The 19462-nt window shown below is 67.8% G+C and carries 17 protein-coding genes; 7 read left to right on the forward strand and 10 right to left on the reverse strand.

Annotated elements, in window-relative coordinates; all coding sequences use genetic code 11:
• Nucleotides 1–244: 244 nt before the first annotated feature.
• Nucleotides 245–2242 carry a cyclic di-GMP phosphodiesterase gene (pdeR, locus tag BRO63_RS11405; RefSeq protein WP_088139905.1) on the forward strand — a complete coding sequence of 666 codons (1998 nt, stop codon included), beginning with the start codon at nucleotides 245–247 and terminating at the stop codon, nucleotides 2240–2242.
• A 24-nt stretch (nucleotides 2243–2266) separates the two neighbouring features.
• On the opposite strand, the gene BRO63_RS11410 is transcribed toward pdeR, so the two are convergent.
• Both BRO63_RS11410 and BRO63_RS11415 read right to left on the reverse strand, forming a co-directional pair.
• The gene (locus BRO63_RS11410) at nucleotides 2267–3151 is read right to left on the reverse strand and encodes a crotonase/enoyl-CoA hydratase family protein (protein ID WP_088139906.1); all 885 of its coding nucleotides are present in this window, start codon (nucleotides 3149–3151) and stop codon (nucleotides 2267–2269) included.
• 346 nt (nucleotides 3152–3497) lie between these two features.
• Nucleotides 3498–4241 carry an SDR family oxidoreductase gene (locus tag BRO63_RS11415; protein ID WP_088139907.1) on the reverse strand — a complete coding sequence of 248 codons (744 nt, stop codon included), beginning with the start codon at nucleotides 4239–4241 and terminating at the stop codon, nucleotides 3498–3500.
• Between the two features lie 114 nt (nucleotides 4242–4355).
• On the opposite strand from BRO63_RS11415, the gene BRO63_RS11420 reads away from it, so the two are divergent.
• Entirely contained in the window at nucleotides 4356–5267 is a 912-nt protein-coding gene (locus BRO63_RS11420) for a LysR family transcriptional regulator (protein WP_088139908.1), read from the forward strand.
• On the opposite strand, the gene BRO63_RS11425 is transcribed toward BRO63_RS11420, so the two are convergent.
• From BRO63_RS11425 to BRO63_RS11440, 4 genes are all read right to left on the reverse strand, one after another.
• A complete protein-coding gene (locus BRO63_RS11425; protein WP_088139909.1) occupies nucleotides 5246–6640 on the reverse strand; it encodes a GntP family permease in 1395 nt (464 codons plus the stop codon). The two genes, BRO63_RS11420 and BRO63_RS11425, sit on opposite strands and share 22 nt — an antisense overlap.
• 86 nt (nucleotides 6641–6726) lie before the next feature.
• Entirely contained in the window at nucleotides 6727–7536 is an 810-nt protein-coding gene (locus tag BRO63_RS11430) for an aminoglycoside phosphotransferase family protein (RefSeq protein WP_088139910.1), read from the reverse strand.
• 29 nt (nucleotides 7537–7565) lie between these two features.
• Complete coding sequence (locus tag BRO63_RS11435) at nucleotides 7566–8864, reverse strand: MFS transporter (RefSeq protein WP_088139911.1); 1299 nt, start codon at nucleotides 8862–8864, stop codon at nucleotides 7566–7568.
• Nucleotides 8865–8872: 8 nt separating this feature from the next.
• On the reverse strand, nucleotides 8873–10297 hold the full coding sequence (locus BRO63_RS11440) for an amidase (protein WP_179215075.1): 1425 nt from the start codon (nucleotides 10295–10297) through the stop codon (nucleotides 8873–8875).
• A gap of 124 nt (nucleotides 10298–10421) precedes the next feature.
• On the opposite strand from BRO63_RS11440, the gene gcvA reads away from it, so the two are divergent.
• On the forward strand, nucleotides 10422–11318 hold the full coding sequence (gene gcvA, locus BRO63_RS11445; protein ID WP_088139912.1) for a transcriptional regulator GcvA: 897 nt from the start codon (nucleotides 10422–10424) through the stop codon (nucleotides 11316–11318).
• Between the two features lie 4 nt (nucleotides 11319–11322).
• On the opposite strand, the gene BRO63_RS11450 is transcribed toward gcvA, so the two are convergent.
• Nucleotides 11323–11766: an NUDIX hydrolase gene (locus tag BRO63_RS11450; protein ID WP_088139913.1), complete on the reverse strand. Its 444-nt coding sequence runs from the start codon at nucleotides 11764–11766 to the stop codon at nucleotides 11323–11325.
• 148 nt (nucleotides 11767–11914) lie between these two features.
• Between BRO63_RS11450 and BRO63_RS11455 the strand changes: the two genes are divergently transcribed.
• From BRO63_RS11455 to BRO63_RS11470, 4 genes are all read left to right on the forward strand, one after another.
• A complete protein-coding gene (locus BRO63_RS11455) occupies nucleotides 11915–12790 on the forward strand; it encodes a LysR family transcriptional regulator (protein WP_088139914.1) in 876 nt (291 codons plus the stop codon).
• 131 nt (nucleotides 12791–12921) lie between these two features.
• Entirely contained in the window at nucleotides 12922–13707 is a 786-nt protein-coding gene (locus tag BRO63_RS11460) for an aldolase (RefSeq protein ID WP_088139915.1), read from the forward strand.
• Nucleotides 13708–13752: 45 nt separating this feature from the next.
• The gene (locus tag BRO63_RS11465; protein WP_088139933.1) at nucleotides 13753–15090 is read left to right on the forward strand and encodes an MFS transporter; all 1338 of its coding nucleotides are present in this window, start codon (nucleotides 13753–13755) and stop codon (nucleotides 15088–15090) included.
• 11 nt (nucleotides 15091–15101) lie between these two features.
• Nucleotides 15102–15695, forward strand: a complete 594-nt coding sequence (locus tag BRO63_RS11470) for a 2-hydroxychromene-2-carboxylate isomerase (protein ID WP_088139934.1) — start codon at nucleotides 15102–15104, stop codon at nucleotides 15693–15695.
• Nucleotides 15696–15736: 41 nt separating this feature from the next.
• Here BRO63_RS11470 and BRO63_RS11475 read toward each other — a convergent pair whose 3' ends face one another.
• The 3 genes from BRO63_RS11475 to BRO63_RS11485 form a co-directional block, all read right to left on the reverse strand.
• The gene (locus BRO63_RS11475; protein WP_088139916.1) at nucleotides 15737–16975 is read right to left on the reverse strand and encodes an ABC transporter substrate-binding protein; all 1239 of its coding nucleotides are present in this window, start codon (nucleotides 16973–16975) and stop codon (nucleotides 15737–15739) included.
• 124 nt (nucleotides 16976–17099) lie between these two features.
• The gene (locus BRO63_RS11480; RefSeq protein WP_088139917.1) at nucleotides 17100–17843 is read right to left on the reverse strand and encodes a GntR family transcriptional regulator; all 744 of its coding nucleotides are present in this window, start codon (nucleotides 17841–17843) and stop codon (nucleotides 17100–17102) included.
• Nucleotides 17844–17845: 2 nt separating this feature from the next.
• On the reverse strand, nucleotides 17846–19462 hold the full coding sequence (locus BRO63_RS11485) for an AMP-binding protein (protein WP_088139918.1): 1617 nt from the start codon (nucleotides 19460–19462) through the stop codon (nucleotides 17846–17848).

Here is a 19462-nt window from a genome sequence, read left to right on the forward strand (position 1 = left end):
CCCGGAACCTCCGGCGATTTTGTTTGCGCGCACGGCCGCGAAAGACGCAACAAGGCTTGCGCGCAAACTGGGAAAGACGCACTGAAAAAAGGGTGGATGCAAAGTTTTGCGCTATGAACCACCAAAGGGGACGCAATAAACCGCAATAAAGTACGCGCGAGATTGTATACAGTGGTTGACCCCGAATAGACTAGGCCGTAATGTAGTTTGCGGGCCTTCCCAGGACGGCAGAAGGGGGATAACAATGACAGACGACCAGGACGAAAAGTCGATTCTGTACACGCATTTCGGAACGCATAGTCCGTATTGGCGTCTGTCCGCCGATAGCGACGCGTTCGAACTAGCAGCAGTCAAGGGCGCAGCCAATATCGCGATGGCGTTGCGCGCGGAACAAGCCGAGACGATACGCAGCCTGACGGGCATCACGTCCAGCGTGCGCATCGACATCTCGTTGTATGGCGACATGCTCCGGCTCCACCTGGTGGGCCGCAAGATCAATCCCAACGAATGGGCGGGCACCGCGTCGGCCCATTCGGACACTGAATCCGTGGCCAAGGATCTGGTCGAAGGCCTGTCCTTCGCCGAGACCGTGGTGTCCGAGGCCAACTCGGTCATCGTCATCGTCGACCAGAACGGCCGGGTGCAGCGCTTCAACAAGCTCAGCGAGGAATACACCGGCAAGCGCGAGCAGGACATCATCGGCCGCAGCGTGTTCGAGATGTTCATGACGCGCGAAGAGGCGATCGCCTCGCGCCGCAATATCGCCGAGTTCTACAAGCGCGGGCAATCCTACGAGGCCGAGCGCCTCATCAATACGGTCAAGGGGCCGCGCCTCTTCCTGTTCCGCAACAAGTTCGTCACCAGCGGCAGCGGCGAAAAGCGCGTCTACCTGATCTGCTCGGGCACCGACATCACCGAGGAACGACAGGCGCAGGAGCGCCTGCGGGTGCTGGCCAATACCGACATGCTGACCAACCTGCCCAACCGCCACGCGATCACCACGCGGCTGAAGGCGGCGCTGGCGGCGGGCCAGGACGGGCGGGGCGGCGTGCTGTTCCTGGACCTGGACAATTTCAAGCGCATCAACGACCACTACGGCCACGGCTTCGGCGACCGGCTGCTGAAGTCGGTGGCGGTGGCGATTTCCTCCTGCCTGTCCGACGGCCAGACCCTGGCGCGGCTGGGCGGCGACGAATTCATCGTGCTGCACGAAGCCGCCCAGACCTGGGAGTTGGAGGCCACCGCGCAGCGCATCATCGAGCGCCTGCGCGAGCCGTTCCGCCAGGGGCTGATCGAGGTCTACACCAGCTGCTCCATCGGCATCGCCATGTATCCCGATCATGGCGCAGACCTGGACAGCGTGGTGCGCAGCGCCGACATCGCCATGTATGTGGCCAAGGAAGCCGGGCGCCATACCTACCGCGTGTTCCAGCCCGAGATGGACCGCCGCAACGCGGACTACGTGTGGCTGGACACCAATCTGCGCAAGGCCCTGGCCGAAGACCATCTGATGCTGTACTACCAGCCCAAGCTGGCGGGGCGCAACGGCGAGGTCGACGGGGTCGAAGCCCTGGTGCGCTGGCGCTCGCCGGAGCGCGGCATGGTCGGCCCCGCCGTCTTCATTCCCTATGCCGAGGAATCGGGCCTGATCTCGCCGCTGGGCGTGTGGGTCATGCGCGAGGCGGCCCGGCAGGCCGCGGCCTGGAAGCGCGATGGCCTGAACATCCGCATTGCCATCAACGTGTCGCCGCGGCAGTTGAACGACAAGGGCGTGGTCAGCGACTTCATGCGCGCCATCAACGACGCCAGCCTGGATCCCTGCCTGCTGGACATCGAATTGACGGAAAGCTGCCTGATCGACGACGAAGGCGCCGCCATCGAACTGATCAAGCAATTCCGCCAGTTGGGCGCGCGCGTCCACCTGGACGATTTCGGCACCGGCTATTCGTCGCTGTCGCAGCTTGCCCGCATTCCGCTGGACGCGATCAAGCTGGACGCCAGCTTCGTGCGCGGCGTCAACGAGAACCCGGTGTCGCAGGCGCTGGCGCGCGCCATCGTCGCCGTGGCGCGCACGCTGGAACTGAAGGTGATCGCCGAGGGCGTGGAAACCGCCGAAGAGGCGGGTTTCGTGGACTCGCTGGGGGTGGACGCCAAGCAGGGCTACCTGTACGCCAAGCCCATGCCGGCGGCGGAACTGACCGCCTGGCTGGCCCAGCGCCGCCGGCTGCATCTTATCGCCTGACGCAGCCGGCAGCGCGTCGCCGGATCAATGCATGGTGGCTTCCAGCGCGGACTCCGCGCTGGAAGAACTGCGGCGGTTCTGTGCCATCACCAGGCGTTCCATGTAGGCGCGGTCCTTCGGGTCGATCGAGAACGCGGCTTCGACCCAATCCTCGGTAATGTCCATCAGCTCCGAACGCGGCAGGCTCAGCACGCGCTGGCGCGCGCGCAGCATGGCGCGCATGCCGTTGAGCTTGGGCCGCATCACGTCGATGAAGGTGCGGGTGGCCTTGTAGGCGTCGCCCGGCTCGAACAGCACGTCGACCAGGCCCTTGCCATGGAACCATTCGGCGGTGTGCGATTCGCCCGTGCTGATCAGTTCTTCCGCCAGCTTCATGCCCGAACGCCGCGCGACCAGCGAATAGCCGCCCATGCCGGGGAAGAGGTTGAACGCCATTTCAGGAAAGCCCATGCGGGCGGTGTTCTGCGCCAGGACGAAGTGGTGGGCCAGGGCCGCCTCGAAGCCGCCGCCCAATGCGGTGCCCTCGATCATCGCCAGCGAGATCGCGCCGGTGTCGAAGCCGCGGGTGGCGGCATGCACGCAATCCACGCAAGCCCGGGCGTACGCCCGTAGCGCTTCGCGCTTGCCGGTGCGTATGGCTTCCGCAAAGAAATTCAGATCGCCGCCCACGTTGTAGATCTGAGGAACGAGGGAACCGGTGACCCAGAAGTCGATGGGCAGGCCGGAGTCCTTGGCGGCGCGCGCCAGGGTCATGATCTCGTCGATCAGTTCATGGTTGAAGCACGGACGCGGTTGAGCGCGAAGCATCATCCACATGACCCGGCGTCCCTCCTCGTAGAACGCCGAGAGCTGCTTCAGGTTGCCTGCGGCGGTGAAGGGGTGGCAATCCGGATGAATGAGTTGATTCATTTACTTTCGTCCAATTGATCAAGGTGAGTCGGAGTACTACGGGATCAGCCTAATACAGACCTTCCGGCTCTCGTCTCATGCAAACCTCGTCCAGCTGGCCAGACTTGTCCGTAAGTCAAAGGCCCGAGTGATCAACGGAATAAAGCGGTGAGCGCGCGCGGCCGCTCAACCCATCAGGCGATGGGGGCATGGGTAAAACGGATGAGGGATACACGCAATTTCGCGGCTATCGGGGCGATGCGCCGCGCGCGCGCCTGCGGCTGCGCGCTCATGCGTAGGGATGAGGGATGGCGCGGCCGGGCGGCCGCGCGCGGGCTTGCGTCTTGTCGTTTCGGAATGCGCCGGGTCAGGCGACGCCGCCGTTGGCGCGCAGGATCTGGCCGTTGACCCAGCCGGCCTCCGGACCCGCCAGGAACGACACCACATTGGCGATGTCCTCGGGCTGGCCCAGGCGTTCCAGCGGCGGCATCTTGGCGTAGTGCTCGATCAGCTCGGGGCTCTTGCCGTTCAGGAAGAGTTCGGTGGCGACGGGGCCGGGCGCCACCGCGTTGACGGTGATGCGGCGGCCGCGCAACTCCTTGGCGAACACTTGGGTCAGGCTTTCCACCGCCGCCTTGCTGGCGATGTAGACGGAGTAGTTCGGCAGGTTGAGCGCGATGGTGGTGCTGGAGACGTTGACGATGCTGCCGCCGTCGGCCAGCCGCGTGGCGGCCTCGCGCAGCGTATTGAAGGTGCCGCGGGTGTTGATGCCGAAGGTCTGTTCGTAGAGTTCGTCGCTGGTCTCGGCCAGCGGCACCATCTTCAGGATGCCGGCGCTGTTGACCAGCACGTCGATGCGGCCCAGTCCGGCTTCCACCTGGTCGAACATGGCGCGCACTTCGTCCGCCCGGGACACGTCGGCGCGCACCGCCAGGGCGCGGCCGCCCGCCGCGCGGATGTCGTCGGCCAGGGCCTCGGCCTCGGCGGCGCTGGACGCGTAGTTGATGGCGACGGCGTGGCCGTCGCGCGCCAGGCGGCGGACGACGGCGGCGCCGATGCCGCGCGATCCGCCGGTGACGAGTGCGATGCGTTGCGAGGCCTGGGTGTTCATGTCGTATCTCCGGTTGTATGGGGGTGAGGCGTATCTTGAACTATTCCAGAAAAAAGATAATTACTCTATATTCACTAACATAATTTCATTTACATTAATAATGGGCGGCTAAGCATGGACCGGTTCCAGGAAATGCAGGTGTTCGTGCGCATCGCCGAAAGGCGCAGCTTTTCCCAGGCCGCCGAGGACCTGCAGATCCCTCGTCCCACGGTCACCAATCTGGTCAAGCGGATGGAGGCGCGCCTGGGCGCCCGGCTGCTGGAACGCACCACGCGCCAGGTGCGGCTCACCCATGACGGCGAGGCCCATTACCAGCGCTGCGTGCGGCTTCTGGCGGATCTGGAGGAGGCCGACGGCGCGTTCCTGGATACCTCGCCCAAGGGCCTCTTGCGGGTCAATGCGCAGGGCACGCTGGCCAGGTTCTTCGTCATGCCGGGCCTGCCGGCCTTTCTGGAGCGCTATCCCGACATCGTGCTGCAGCTGGGCGAGGACGACCGGCTGGTGGACCTGGTGCGCGAAGGCGTGGATTGCGTGCTGCGCACCGGCACGCTGCAGGACTCTTCGCTGGTGGGGCGGCAGATCGCGCTGATGCCGCAAGTCACGGTGGCCAGCCCGGCCTATCTGGCGCGCCATGGCGAGCCGCAGAGTCTGGAAGACCTGGAAGGCCACCGGGCGGTGGACTACCTGTCCAGCGCCACGGGGCGCAGCCTGCCGCTGGATTTCATGGTCGAGGGCAAGGCTGTGCAGGTACGCCCCAGCGCCGTGGTCAGCGTCACCGGCGCGGAACTCTATACCGGCGCGGCGCTGGCCGGCCTGGGATTGGTGCAGGTGCCGCGCTACCGCATTGAACGCGAGCTGGCGGCGGGCGAGCTGAAGATCGTGCTGCCCGACGCGCCGCCCGCGCCCATGCCCGTGTCGGTGCTGTACCCGCAAAACCGCCAGGTGTCGGCGCGGGTGCGCGTGTTCACGCAATGGCTGGCGCAGGTCATCGCCGCCGGCCTGGCTCAGACAATGCCGGTCAGGTAGTACACCGCGATCGCCAGGAAGACCGAGGTGGTGGATATCAGCGTGATGGCGAAGATGTCGCCGTAGGACTGGCGGTGCGTCAGGCCCGTGACCGCCAGCAGCGTGATCACCGCGCCGTTGTGCGGCAGCGTGTCCATGCCGCCGCTGGCCATGGCGGCGATCCGGTGCAGCACTTCCATGGGGATGCCGGCCGCCTGGGCGCTGTCGATGAAGGTCTGCGCCATGGCCGCCAGCGCGATGCTCATGCCGCCCGAGGCCGAACCGGTGATGCCGGCCAGCGAGGTCACGGCCACCGCCTCGCCCACCAGCGGGTCGGGGATGGCCTTGAGCGCGTCGGCCACCAGCAGGAAGCCGGGCAGGGCGGCAATCACGCCGCCAAAGCCGTATTCCGCCGCCGTGTTCATCGAGGCCAGCAGGGCGCCGGACACCGCGTTCTTGCTGCCTTCGGCGAAGTGGGCCTTGATACCGCGGAACGAGAACAGCAGGATGGTGACGATGCCTGCGATCAGCGCGCCCATCACCGCCCACAGCGCCACCTGGTCCTCGGCATTGACCGGCATGGGCTTGGGCAGGCCCGGCAGCGCGACTTCGGAGCCGGCCGGATACCAGCCCGGTATCCAGCGCGTCAGCAGGTAGTTGGCGACGCCCACCACCACCAGCGGCAGCAGCGCGATCAGCGGATGGTGCTCGCGTTCATTGGGCGGCGTGACCGGTTCGTTGCGCAGGTCGGTGCCGTAGGTCTCGCCCGCGGCGGCCGCGCGCTTGCGCCGCCACTCCAGGTAGGCGATGCCGGCGGTCAGGGTGAAGCAGGCGCCGATCAGGCCCAGCCAGGGCGCGGCCCAGGTCGTGGTTTCGAAGAAGGTGGTGGGGATGATGTTCTGGATCTGCGGCGTGCCGGGCAGGGCGGTCATGGTGAAGGTGAACGCGCCCAGGGCGATCGCGCCCGGCATCAGCCGCTTGGGGATGCCGCCCTGGCGGAACATCTCGGCCGCGAACGGATACACCGCGAACACCACCACGAACAGCGACACGCCGCCATAGGTGAGCACCGCGCAGACCAGCACGATGGCCATGATGGCGCGTTCGGCGCCGATCAGGCGCAGCACCGCCTGCACGATGGCGCGCGAGAAGCCCGACAGCTCGATCAGCTTGCCGAACACGGCGCCCAGCAGGAACACGGGGAAGTAGAGCTTGGCGAAGCCCGCCATGCGCTCCATGAAGATGCCCGAGAACACGGGCGCCAGCGCCGACGGGTCGGTCAGCAGCACCGCGCCCATGGCCGCGATGGGCGCGCACAGGATCACGCTATAGCCTCGATACGCCGCCAGCATCAGGAACGCCAGCGCCGCCACCACGATGAACAATCCGGTCATTCGGTACTCCAGGAATGAAGAGATAAGGGGTGTGGGGCTACACCTTACCGCATCGAACCGGATACCTTGTTTGCAGCGGCCGGGACTCAGCGTTCCAGCAGCGCCAGCGCCTGGCGGGCGATGTCCAGATCGATCGCGGCGTCCTCGCCGCCGCCCATGAACCAGGCGGCGGACAGGCCGCACCAGGCCAGGACCCATTGCAGCAGCCGGCGGCGTTCCAGGCCCGACTGCGCGACGATGAGCTCCAGCCGCCGCTCGAAGCGTCCGGGCACGATGGCCACGGGCGGGACCGGATCCGCCAGGTCCGGATTGCAGAAGATGTTGGCGTAGTCGAAGGCGCGCTCGCCATGCAGGCGCTTGGGGTCGATGACCAGCCAGCCGCGCTCGCCGAAGTCCAGGATGTTGTCGTGGTGCACGTCGCCGTGCAGCACCGTCAGGTCGCGCGGGCTGTCGAGCAGGGCGCGGGCGTGGCGGGCGCTGTGCGCCAGGATGCCGCCTTGCGCCTGCGCCATGGGCCACAGTTCCTCGAACCATTCTTCCAGCGGCCGCAGCGCGGGCAGGGGGCGGGCGCGCGGCGCATGCAGGTCTTGCAGCACGCCGCAGATGATGCGGGTGGCTTCGTCGTCGCGCCCGTTGCGCGCGTACTCGGCCAGCGAGCGCGCGCCCGTGGCCCGCTCCAGCAGGATGGCCGCGCCGTCATGCGCCAGCACGCGCGCCGCGCCCTGGCCGTCCCACCAGCGCATCAGTACGCCGCCTTGCCTCTCGTCTTCCTCGTGCGAGACTTTGAGCATGGCGGGCAGGCCGCGATGCCGCACGGGCAGCAACTGGGCGGCGCGCGTGACGATGGGCGCGCCGTCGGGCGTCAGTTGCCAGCGGGAAAGGTAGGTGTCGAACATGGGCGGGCGGTTAAGGCTTGGACCGGCCTCTATAGTAGAGCCCGGCGCGCGCCTGGCGGCCTGGCTTGCGATGCGGGCTGGCCCGGCAGCAAGGCCGTAATCGCCGCCGCCACCGCATTGCCTGCCGCGCTGGCGATGATGGGCAGCAGATAGGAGCCGCTGAGGTCATACGCATGGCCCGCCGCCACCGGGCCGATCAACGTTCCGAACGCCACGCTGGTGTAGAGCGCGCCGATGATGCCGCTGACGTGGCGGCCGCCGAAGTAGTCCATGACCACCGCCGGCATCAAGGCCACCCAGCCGCCGTAGAACGCGCCGAAGACCAGGGCGAACAAGGCCAGCGTCCAGAACTGGCCGCAAGCCGCCCATAGCGCCAGCGACGCCGCCATGCCGCCATACATCGTGGCGAGCGAGGCGCGCCGGCCCAGGCGGTCGGCCAGCGTGCCCAGCAGGAACCGGCCCGCCGTGCTGCCCACGCCGACCAGGCCCAGCAACAGCACGGCCAGTCCCGGCGCGACGCCATGATCCAAGGCATACGGGATCAGATGCACGAAGGGCACGAAGACGCCGAAGGCGCCGGCCATGGCTGCGAGGTATAGCAGGACGAAGACCTTGCTGCGGATGGCTGCGAGCACCGGTACGCCGGCCGGCGCGGGTTTCGGTGCGGAGGCTGGCGCGGATGCCGGCCCCGCGCGGACGGCGGGCGCCGCGTCGCCATCGGGTTGCAGTCCGCGGTCTTGCGGTGAATTTTCAACCCAGCGCGCCGCGGCGCAGCCCAGGACCGCCACCGCGGCGGCCAGCGCCAGATAGGCGGCGCGCCAGCCCCACAGGTCGATCAGCGCCGAGGCCAGCGGCGGCACCAGCAGCGTGCCCACGCCGATGCCGCTGACCGCCAGTCCCGAGGCCAGCCCGCGCCGGCGCAGGAACCAGCGCTGCACCGCGCCTACCACCGGCACGTAGGCGCAGCCCACGCCCAGCCCGACGCCCAGGCCGTAGGCCAGGTAGATCTGCAGCATGCTCTGCGCGGCGCTGGCAAGCGCCAAGCCCAGCGCCACCAGCAGCATGCCTGTCCAGGCCATGCGGCGCGAGCCGTAGCGGTCCGCCAGCGGGCCGCTCACCACGCCGAAACCGAAGTAGAGAAATCCCGCCAGCGAGAACACCAGCGACACCGCGCCGCGCGTGGCCGAGAAGTCGCGTTGCAAGGCGTCGACGAAGGCGCTGAACGAGTAGGCGCTGCCGAAGCCCAGCAAGGTGATGGCGAAGGCCGCGGCCACCACCCGCCAACCGTGGAAGAACCGGCTGGCGCCGGGTTGCGCATGCATGTTCATCTTTGGTCTCACAATGCCGGGCGGCGCAGATGCCAGCTTGTCGCCGCCTGGAAAGCGGCGCCCAGCCGGAACAGCAGGGGCTCGCCCAGATGGGCCGCCACCAGTTGCAGGCCCATGGGCATGCCGGCCGCGCAGTGGCCGGCGGGCAGTGTCAGGCAGGGATGGCCCGTCATGTCGAACACGCAGGTATAGCGTTGCAGCGCTTCGACCAGCCCGGGCTGTTGCCCTAGCACGCTGATGGCTTCGAGCGTGAGCGGCGCCATGGGCTGCACCGGCGTCAGCAGCGCATCGACCCGGGCGAACAAGGCGTCGATCTTGCCTCGCGTGGCCATGCGGCGCAACAAGATGCGCTGGTAGTCCAGGCCGGATAGCGCGCGTCCCGCTTCGATCACGCCGGCCAGCACCGGTCCGTACTCCGCCTTGCGCGAAGGATAGGTGCCGGCGTGCGCCACCGCCGCTTCGACTGCGCAAAGCGGCGCCCAGTCGCGCACGGCCTGCGCCGCGTCCTCGATGGGGAACTGCAGCGGCACCAGGGTTGCGCCCAGCTGTTCGAAGGCCTGCATCGCCGTTTCCATCATGCGCCGAGTCTGCGCATCGACGTTGCCGTGGTTCCAGTTCACATCCACGCCGATCCGCAGGCCGCCAACCGGGGCTTCGGCCTCCAGCGTGTAGCGTGGCACGGGCGCTTGCAGCGCGGTCGGATCGTTCGCATCGGGTCCGGCAATCGCTTCCAGCAGCACCGCGGCGTCGGCCGCGCTGCGCGCGATGACGCCGGCGTGATCCAGCGAGGCCGCCAGTTCGAACACGCCGTGGCGGCTGACGCGGCCCCAGGTCGGCTTGATGCCGGTCAGCCCGGTCGCGGAGCAGGGCCAGCGGATGGAGCCGCCCGTGTCCGAGGCGGTCGCGCCGAAGCACAGGCCGGCGGCCGTGGCCACCGCCGATCCGCTGGACGAGATGCCGGTCCAGTAATCCGCGTTCCAGGGGTTGCGCGGCGGCGCGACGTCGGGGTGATGGTCGGAGTACGCGCCCTCGGTCATCTGCAGCTGCCCCAGCAGCACGGCGCCCGCATCCCGCAGGCGGCGGGCTACCGTGGCGTCGTGGTCGGCGGGCATGCCGCGGTGGATCGCGCTGCCGGCGGCCGTCGGCACGCCCTTGCGCCGGAACAGGTCCTTCAGCGCGACGGGGACGCCATGCAGGGGACCGCGGTAGCGCCCCTGGCGTATTTCGCTTTCGGCGGCCTGCGCTTCCTGCAGCGCGGAGGCTGCGGTTACATGGGCGTAGCTGCGCAGGCTGCCGTCCAGGGCTTCGATGCGCTGTAGTTGTGCGCGCGTGATCTCTACCGGCGAGACATCGCCCGACCGCATCAGGGCGGCGAGCGCCAGCAGGTCGAGCTGGTGCAGGTCGGCGGCCTTGATGTTTTCCGTATAGTTCATCTATTCTTTATCCATCTTGTATTCGTCACAGACCTGATCAGGCTAATGGCTATATGGCATGCGTACAAACCATGATTTCTATTCAATTTGAATTAGAAAAACTAAATTATTTAATTCTCTGGACATGACCGCTCAGCGATTGCCTCCGCTCAACGCGCTGCGCGCCTTTGAAGCCGCGGCCCGCCATCTGTCCGTGAAGGGCGCGGCGCAGGAACTGTGCGTGACGCCCGGCGCGGTCAGCCAGATGATCAAGTCGCTGGAGCAGCATCTGGGCGTGGCCCTGTTTCTCCGCGTGAACCGCGGCATTCAGCTGACGGACGCCGGCCACGGTTATCTGCCGCCGGTGCGCAACGCCTTCCGCCAGATCCTGGCCGCGTCCGCCCGTGTCGCCCAGCCGCCCGAGAGCCGTGTGCTCACCGTCAGCACCACCGCGTTCTTCGCGTCGGCCTGGCTGATCCCCAGGCTGCATGACTTCCATGCCCGCCATCCGGAGATCGACCTGCAGGTCGTCACCAGCAACGCGCTGGCGGCCTTCGGCCGGGACGGCGCGGACATCGCCATCCGCCACGGGCTGGGCCGCTACGCGGGACTGCAAAGCGAACATCTGCTGACCGTGGAGGTCGTGCCGGTGGCATCGGCCGCCCTGGTGGCGAAGCTGGGCATGCCGGCCAGCGCGCGGGATCTCCTGCGCTGGCCGCGAGTGCACGACGAAGCGCGCAACGGCTGGCAGCTGTGGTTCGCGGCCCAGGGCGTGGAGGACGCGGGCATGCCTAGAGGGCCTGCCTTCGATGATGGCAGCCTGCTGCTGCAGGCCGTGGCCGCGGGCCAGGGCGCGGGGCTGCTGCCCGTGGCGATGGTGCGGGATGAAGTGAGGGCTGGACGCCTGGTTCGGCTGGCCGGCGACGCCTGGCTGGAGGACTTCGGCTACTACCTCGTGTGGCCCGGCAGGGGCGCCATGCCGGAGAGGGCGCGGGTGTTTCGCGATTGGCTGCTGGATAGCGGCCTGGGGGCGCCTGCCTGAAGCGCTACGGCGCGGCGGACGACAGCGCCGCCGCCTTGCGCGCCAGTTCGGCCACGCTGAAGCTGGTCGCCAGCGAGTGATCGTCCAACGCTTCCAACGGCACCCAGCGGGCGTCGGCGGCATCGTCGCCCGCCACCGGCTCGCCGGATTGCCAGCGGCACAGCACCGCGATCAGGATGAAGTGGCGGCGTAGCGCGCCCGCGCCGTCGCGGTCGTAGACGTCCACCGCATCGAACACGTGCAGCGGTTCCGCGCGCACGCCGGTTTCTTCCAGCAGTTCACGCGCGGCGGCGGCAAGCACCGCTTCGCCCGCGTCGATCTTGCCGCCGGGGAAGGCCCAGCGGCCCTGGTCAGGCGGGTTGGCGCGGCGCACCAGCAGCACGCGGCCGTCGCGCACGACGGCGGCGATGGTGGCGGCGATGGGGCGTTGGGGCGGGGACGCGGTCATGCGGGGTTCCTTGGTGCAGCGGGGGCCGGGTATGCCAGGGTACGCCAACCCGGGCTTAGCGCAAATCCCCGTAGTGCGGGACCGGTCCCTGGTGCACACTGTCAGCCGCGCCGACATGAGCGCATCGAATAGGGGGCGGGAGGGCAGCATGGATACACCGGACCGGCAGTTGCGCTATTTCTTGCGCATCGCGGAACTCAAATCGCTATCGCGCGCGGCGGAGGACCTGGACCAGACCCAGTCCGGGCTGAGCCGGCAACTGGCGGCGCTGGAAGCCCACGTGGGCAAGCCGCTGTTCGTGCGCACCGGCCGCGGCGTGGAACTGACCGAGGCCGGCGCGCGGCTGCTCGACGGCATCCAGCCCGCGTACAAGAACATCGACCGGGTGCTGGAGGCCGTGCGCCAGCGCGAAGGCGTGACCCAGGGTACGGTCCGGCTCGCCACCGTGCATACGCTCAGCTACTACTTCATGGCCGAGGTGGTGGCCAGTTTCGTCAGCAGCCATGAACACGTGAACTTGTCGGTGATGGGGCGCAGTTCGCCCGAGGTGGTGGCGCTGGTGGAAAGCGGCAAGGCGGACGTGGGCTTCGTCTACGACGCGGCGGTGGCCTCGGACAACCTGGCGTCGGCCACGCTGTTCGACGACGACATGTGCCTGATCGTGCGCGGCGACGTGCAACTGCCGGACGACGTCGACCTGGCCGGCATGGACCTGCGGCTGGTGGGCTTTCCGCCGCATTACGCGCTGCGCAAGATGATCCACAGCGCGGGGCTGGAGCCGGAGTTCGTGGCCGAGGCCGAAACCATTGACGCCATGCTCAAGCTGGTGTCCTCGGGCGTGGGCGCCTGCATCCTGCCGTCCCGCATTCCCGACAAGCTGCTGACCGAGTACGGCCTGCGCAAGGTCCGGGTCCATAGCCCCATCTTGCGGCGCCGCGTCGTCGCCATCACGCTGGCCAATCGCCAGCCCCTGCCGCTGGTAAGCGAGCTGCTGGCCGTCGCGCACCGCATCGCGCTGCAGTAGCCGGGCCGGCAGGCTCGAATAGCAGCTATGACCCTGGCTGCATGGCTGTATCGCGACAGGCTTTCCATACTGTGCATACCTCGCGCGGCGTCCGGTGGCGCCGAGGGCGCGGGCAATACACAGGGGAAGACATGAGCACCGCATTACGAGAGAAATCCTATTTCGACACCCGCGCCACGCAGGAAATGGCGCGCCACCTGCACGCCGTGCCGCGCAGCATCCAGGAAACCATGGCCTATGCCTGTCGCATCCTGGCCATGACCGAGCAGGAAGCCGGCCTGGCCGGCCAGATCAGCGTGCGCTCGCAGCGTCCGGGGGCCTACTGGACCTTGCGCTTCGGGCTGGGCTTTGACGAAGCCACGCCCGCCGATTTCATCGAGGTGGACCGCGACCTGCATACGCTGACGGGCGAGGGCATGGCCAACCCGGCCACGCGCTTTCACCTGTGGGTGTACGAGGCGCGGCCCGACGTGCAATCCATCATCCACACGCATTCGCCCTGGGCCTCGGCGCTGGCCGCGGCGCGCCAGCCGCTGGTGATCTCGCAGATGGACATGACGCCGCTGCACGACGACTGCGCCTTCCTGGGCGAATGGCCGGGCGTGCCGATCGCCGACCAGGAGGGCGTGATCATCTCCGGCGCGCTGGGCAAGAAGCGCGCCATCATCCTGGCGCATCACGGCTACCTGACGGCCGGAGTTACCTGCGAAGAGGCGACCTACCTGTCGGTCTACCTGGAACGCGCGGCGCGCATGCAGATCCGCGCGCAGGCCTTCGGCCCGCTGACGCCGGTGGACGACGCGCTGGCGCGCGAAGCGCACGACTATCTGCTCAAGCCCTCGATCGTCAACGCGACGTTCAATTACTGGGCCCGGCAGACGCATGGCATACCGCCCTTGCCGCTGCCCGCCGCCTGATACCGCGCAGTCCCATTCTTCCAGCACTTTTTTCGGGGAGTCATGATGATGACGACCAAGCCTGCGGCTGCGCGCTCGCGCCGCGATTACGTGACGGCCGGACTGGCCAGCATGATGGGCACCACCATCGAGTGGTACGACTTTTTCCTCTACGGCACCGCTGCCGCGCTGATTTTCAACAAGATCTTCTTTCCTGCCTTCGACCCGCTGACGGGCACGCTGGCGGCGTTCGCCACCTACTCCGTGGGCTTCTTCGCGCGGCCGCTGGGCGGCGTGATATTCGGCCATTACGGCGACAAGATAGGCCGCAAATCCATGCTGCTGATCACGCTGCTGCTGATGGGCGTGCCCACCATCCTGATCGGGTTGATCCCATCGTATGAGCAGATCGGCTACTGGGCCGCCGTGCTGCTGGTGCTGATGCGCTTCCTGCAAGGAATTGCGGTGGGCGGCGAATGGGGCGGGGCGGTGCTGATGGCGGTGGAGCACGCGCCGGAGGGCAAGAAGGGCTTCTTCGGCAGCCTGCCGCAGGCGGGCGTGGCGCCGGGCCTGATCCTGTCGTCGCTGGCGATGGGCGCGGTCGCCAGCTTGCCCGAGGCCGACATGCTGGCCTGGGGCTGGCGCCTGCCGTTCCTGGCCAGCGTGGTGTTGCTGCTGGTGGGCTGGTTCATCCGGGTGAAGGTGGCCGAGTCGCCCGACTTCGAGCAGATGAAGGAGAAGGGCGCCAAGGTCGAGGTGCCGGTGGCGGAAGTCTTGAAGCACCATCGCCGCGCGCTGCTGGTGGTGGTGGGCGCCAGGCTGGCGGAAGTGACCTGGTTCTACACCGTGGTGACGTTCTCGCTGGCCTACGCCACGGGCACCCTGGGCATCGCGCGCTCGGTGATGCTGGACGCCACGATCTGGGGCGCGGCCGTGGCGCTGTTCACCATGCCGCTGTTCGGCATGCTGGGCGACAAGATCGGCCACAAGTGGGTATTCATGGTGGGTACGCTTGGCATCCTGGCCTGCGCGCCGGTGTTCTTCCATCTGCTGGGCACGCAGGACACGGGGTGGATCATCCTGGCGGTTTGCCTGGCGGTCGGCCTGGTCTACGCTTGCCTGTACGGGCCGGAAGGCACCTTGTTTTCTAGCCAGTTCCCGGCCGAGGTGCGCTACACCGGCATTTCGCTGGCGGTGCAGGTGTCCGGCGCCATCGGCGGCGGCCTGGCGCCCATCGTGGCGACCTGGCTGCTGGCCAAGGGCGGGGGCGATCCGCAGTATGTGGTGTGGTACCTGAGCATCCTCGGTGTGATCGCCCTGTTCAGCGCCTGGCTGATGCGCAGCGAGGCGCCTGCGGTTGCGGCCCTGCGGGTGCCTGCCCGCGCCAACTTGAGAACGCCATGATTGAGAACGCCATGAAGACCATCGACTATTACTTCTGGATGAACTCCGACTGGGCTTATCTGGGCGCCGACAGGCTGGAGGCGCTGGCCGCGCGCCAGCAGGCGGAAATCCGCTACCTGCCGGTGGACCTGCCCGAGGTCTATGCCCGCACCGGCGGCATCCTGCTGGGCCTGCGTTCGCCCGAACGCCAGGCCTACCGGGTGGCGGAACTGGCGCGCTGGTGCCGCAAGCTGGACATCCACGTCAATCCGCAGCCGGCCTACATGTGCCCGGATGCCAGCCTGGCCTCGCGCATCGTCATCGCCGCGGACCAGGCCGGCCTGCCGGTGGCGGCGCTGTACAAGGCCATCCTGAAAGCCGAGTGGTGCGACGAGCAGGACATCTCCGACGAGGCGACCTTGCGCGCCATCCTGGTGCAGCAGGGGCTGGATGCCCCGGCGCTGCTGGCCGCGGCGGCCGAGCCCGGCATCGAGGCCGTGTACCGCCGCAACACCAACGACGCGGTCGCGGCCGGGGTGTTCGGATCGCCCGCCTATGTGTACCGGGGCGAGGTGTTCTGGGGGCAGGACCGGCTGGAAATGTTGGAAGAGGCCGTGGCTGCGTAGGCGGGGCGCGGGCAGGCTCGATGCCTGCCCGCGTGTTGCCGCTACTTCTTCACCAGCGGGCAGGACGAGCGCGACAGCGGCATGAAGGCCTGGTCGCCGGGCAGGGTGGCCACGAGCTTGTAGTAGTCCCAGGGCCGCTTGGACTCGGATGGCTTCTTCACCTCGAACAGGTACATGTCGTGCACCATGCGGCCGTCTTCGCGGATGCGGCCGTTGGTGGCGAAGAAGTCGTTGATGGGCATGGACTTCATCTGCTTCATCACTGCCGTCGGCTCGTCGGTACCCGCCGCCTGCACCGACTTCAGGTAGTGCATCACCGACGAATACGTGCCTGCCTGGCTCATGTTGGGCATCTTCTTGAGCTTGTCGTAGTAGCGCTGGGACCAGGCCCGGGTCTGGTCATTCATGTCCCAGTAGAAGGCCTCGGTCAGCGTCAGTCCGGCGGCGGCGTCCAGGCCGATGGCGTGGATATCGTTGATGTACAGCAGCAGCCCGGCCATCTTCTGGCCGCCCTTGGTCAGCCCGAATTCGCTGGCCGCCTTGATGGCGTTGACGGTGTCGCCGCCGGCGTTGGCTAGCCCCACGATCTGCGCGCGGCTGGCCTGCGCCTGCAGCAGGTACGAGGCGAAGTCGCTGGAGCCCAGCGGGTGGCGCGACGCGCCCAGTACGGTGCCGCCGTTGGCCTTGACGACTTCGGTGGCGGACGCCTGCAAGGTGTGGCCGAAAGCGTAATCGGCCGTCAGGAAGTACCAGCTCTTGCCGCCTTGCTCGACCGTGGCGCGCGCCGTGGTGTTGGCCAGCGACCAGGTGTCGTAGGTGTAATGCACGGAATAGGGCGAGCACAGGTCGTTGGTGATGCGCTCGGTGCCGGGTCCGCTGAACACCACGATCTTCTTTTTCTCGCGCGCCACTTCCAGCACGGCCAGCGCGGGGGCGGAGCCGGCCACGTCCATGATGGCGTCGACCTTCTGGGTGTCGTACCACTCGCGTGCCTTGGCGGCGGCGATGTCGGCCTTGTTCTGGTGGTCCACCACCATCAGGTCGATCTTCTTGCCCAGCACCGTGCCGCCGAAGTCGGCGATGGCCATTTCGGCGGCGGTCGCGCTGCCCTTGCCCGTGACGTCGGCGTACACGCCGCTCATGTCCAGGATCAGGCCCAGGCGAACCACGTCGTCGGAGATCGCCTGCGCCATGGCGCAGGGTGCGGCGGCGAAGGCGGATAAGAGGGCTAGCGTGCTGCGCAACTTCAGGGAAATCCGGGGGGTTCTACGGCATTTCATGGTGGGTCTCCTTTATGCCGGATCTTGTTCGGATACTGCTGGCGCTTGGGGATCTGCTGCGGCGCTCTGTTCTGGCCTTGCGCTGGCGGGTCGCGGTGGGGAGGCTCCTTGTGGTGAAAGCGGTCTAGCGGTGGGACAGCAGGTCGAATTCCATCCGCACTTTGCGGAACGGAAACTCCAGCCGCGCGAAATACACCACGCGGCCGTCGATGCAGGCGTAGCGGCGTATTTCCGCCACAGGTGAAGACACGGGGATCTGCAGGGACTCGGCGGATTCCTGGCCGGCCTCGATCACGTTCAGCACCTGCCGCGCTTCGCTGATGCGCGCGCCGTAGAACTGGTCCAGCACCGGCGCCACGGTGCTCTTGCGGATGCGGGCGCGGTGCTTGCGGAACAGCACGCTGTCCAGGAAGACCTCGCTGTAGCAGAAGGGGGCGCCATCGGTGGTGTGCACGCGCCGCAGGTATTGGAAGCTGCCGCTGCGGTCCGCGCCGCAAGGCATGCCCAGCGTGTCGGGCAGGGGCGAATCGGCGCTGGATTCCACCAGCGACACCGTGCCCAGCTGGTTGCTCAGTTCCACGGTTTCGGCCCAGGTCTTGGGAATCAGCAGGGTGGGCGTTTCGGGCAATTCGGCATTGACGAAAGTGCCCGAGCCGCGCGACCGGCGGATCAGGCCATCGTCTTCCAGCAGGCCGAATGCCTGGCGGATGGTCGCGCGTGAAATGCCATAAGTTTCCATCAGCGCTTCCAGCGGCGGGATCTGCTGGCCGGGCCGCCAGGTGCGGTTCTGGATATTGCTGCGGAACAGCGCCGCCGCCTGCAGATACAGCGGCTGGGGACTGCGCGAGAAGAGCTTGGGGTCGGGCATGTTCAGGCAGAAGGCGTCGTGGTCGGAGCCGCGAGTATGGCATCGGCCATTTCGCGCAGCCGGTGCTTCTGGATCTTGACCGAGTTGGCGCTTTCCACCGAGGGGAAAGCCTCCAGCACGGTAAAGCCCGCCGGCGCCTTGAAGCCCGCCATGGCGGCTTTGCACGCGGCGGTCCAGCCTGCGGGGTCGGCCCCGGCGTCCGGGTGCAGCAGCACGAAGGCGTAGGGCACGGTCTTGCCCTTTTGGGTGGCGCCGACCACCTGGCAGGCGCGCACGCCCGGCAGGGTTTCGACCACCTGTTCGATTTCCACCGGATTGACCAGGAAGCCGGACAGGCGCAGCGAATCCCCCATGCGGGTCTGGAACACGAACTGGCGCGGGTTCAGCGTGTAGCCGAGATCGCCGGTCTTGAAGTAGCCGTCGTCCGTGCAGGCGCCGCGGGTGGCCTCGGGGTTGTCCAGATAGCCCTGCATCAGGCTGGGCGAGAGGATTTCGAGTTCGCCGGACTGGCCATGCGGCAGCACCTCGCCCGTGGCGGGATCGCGGGCGCGCACGCGCGCCTCGGGGTAGATCAGCGTGCCGCCCGGCTGGTGGCGCGCGGACACCTCGCCCTCGGCAGGATCGCGCGGCTGGCCGGCGACCAGGGCCACCAGCTCGCTGGATCCGTACAGGCCGGTAAGCGGCACGCCGGCCTCGCGGGCCAGGTCGAGCATATTGTCCAGCGCCGGCGTGAAGCTGGCGAAGCCGAACAGCCGCGCGGAGGCGAAGTCGCCATGGGCTGCGGCGCGCATCATGCCGACGAGGGCCTCGTTGTTGGCATAGGTATGCGTCACCGCATGGCGGCGCACCGCAGCAGAGGATTGGGCCGCGTCGAACACCGGCGCGCAGACCACGGGCGCGCCTTGCGCCAGGCCGCCGACGAGCGTGGCGAAGCCGAAGGCGCCGCAGAACGGCGCGCTGGCCAGCACGCAGCTCTGCCCGTCATAGCCATAGGCTCGCGCCACGGCTGCGCCGTGGTTCAACAGCGTGCGCTGGTCGTGCAGCACGAACTTGGGCTTGGAGGTGGTGCCGGACGTGGTGAAGCACAGCACGCCCGCATTGGGCTGGGCCGGCGGCGCCGCGTCGGTGCAGGACCGCAAGTCCTGGTAGCGGTGGGCAGGCTTGCCATGCAAGCTGGGGGGCAGCGTCTCGTCGCCATTCGCCAGCGCGATCACGCCTTGCAGGCGCGCCAGGTGTTCCGGCGCGACTTCGCCGAGGATGCCCTGGAAGTCTATGCCCTTGAACCCCGGCCAGAACACCAGCCAGTCCGCCTTGCCGCGTCCCAGGATGTCGGCCAGCTCCAGCGCCCGGAAGCGCGTATTGACCGCCAGCACCAGCGCGCCCAGGTGCGCGCAGGCCAGGAACGATTCCACCCAGGCGGCGCAATTGGGCAGCCAGACCGCCACGCGTTGCCCGGGGCGCACGCCGACACGCGCAAGTCCCGCGGCCAGCGCGCGGCTCTGCGCCCGCAGCTGCGCGGCGCCGATGGGCTGGTCCTGGTCGATCAGCAGCGGTGCGTCGGGCAGGCGCGCGGCCAGCGCGTCCAGGTGTTCGGAGAACGTCGAGTACGGCAGGTTCAT

Source organism: Achromobacter xylosoxidans (assembly GCF_002192695.1).
Taxonomy (GTDB): Bacteria; Pseudomonadota; Gammaproteobacteria; order Burkholderiales; family Burkholderiaceae_B; genus Achromobacter; species Achromobacter xylosoxidans_C.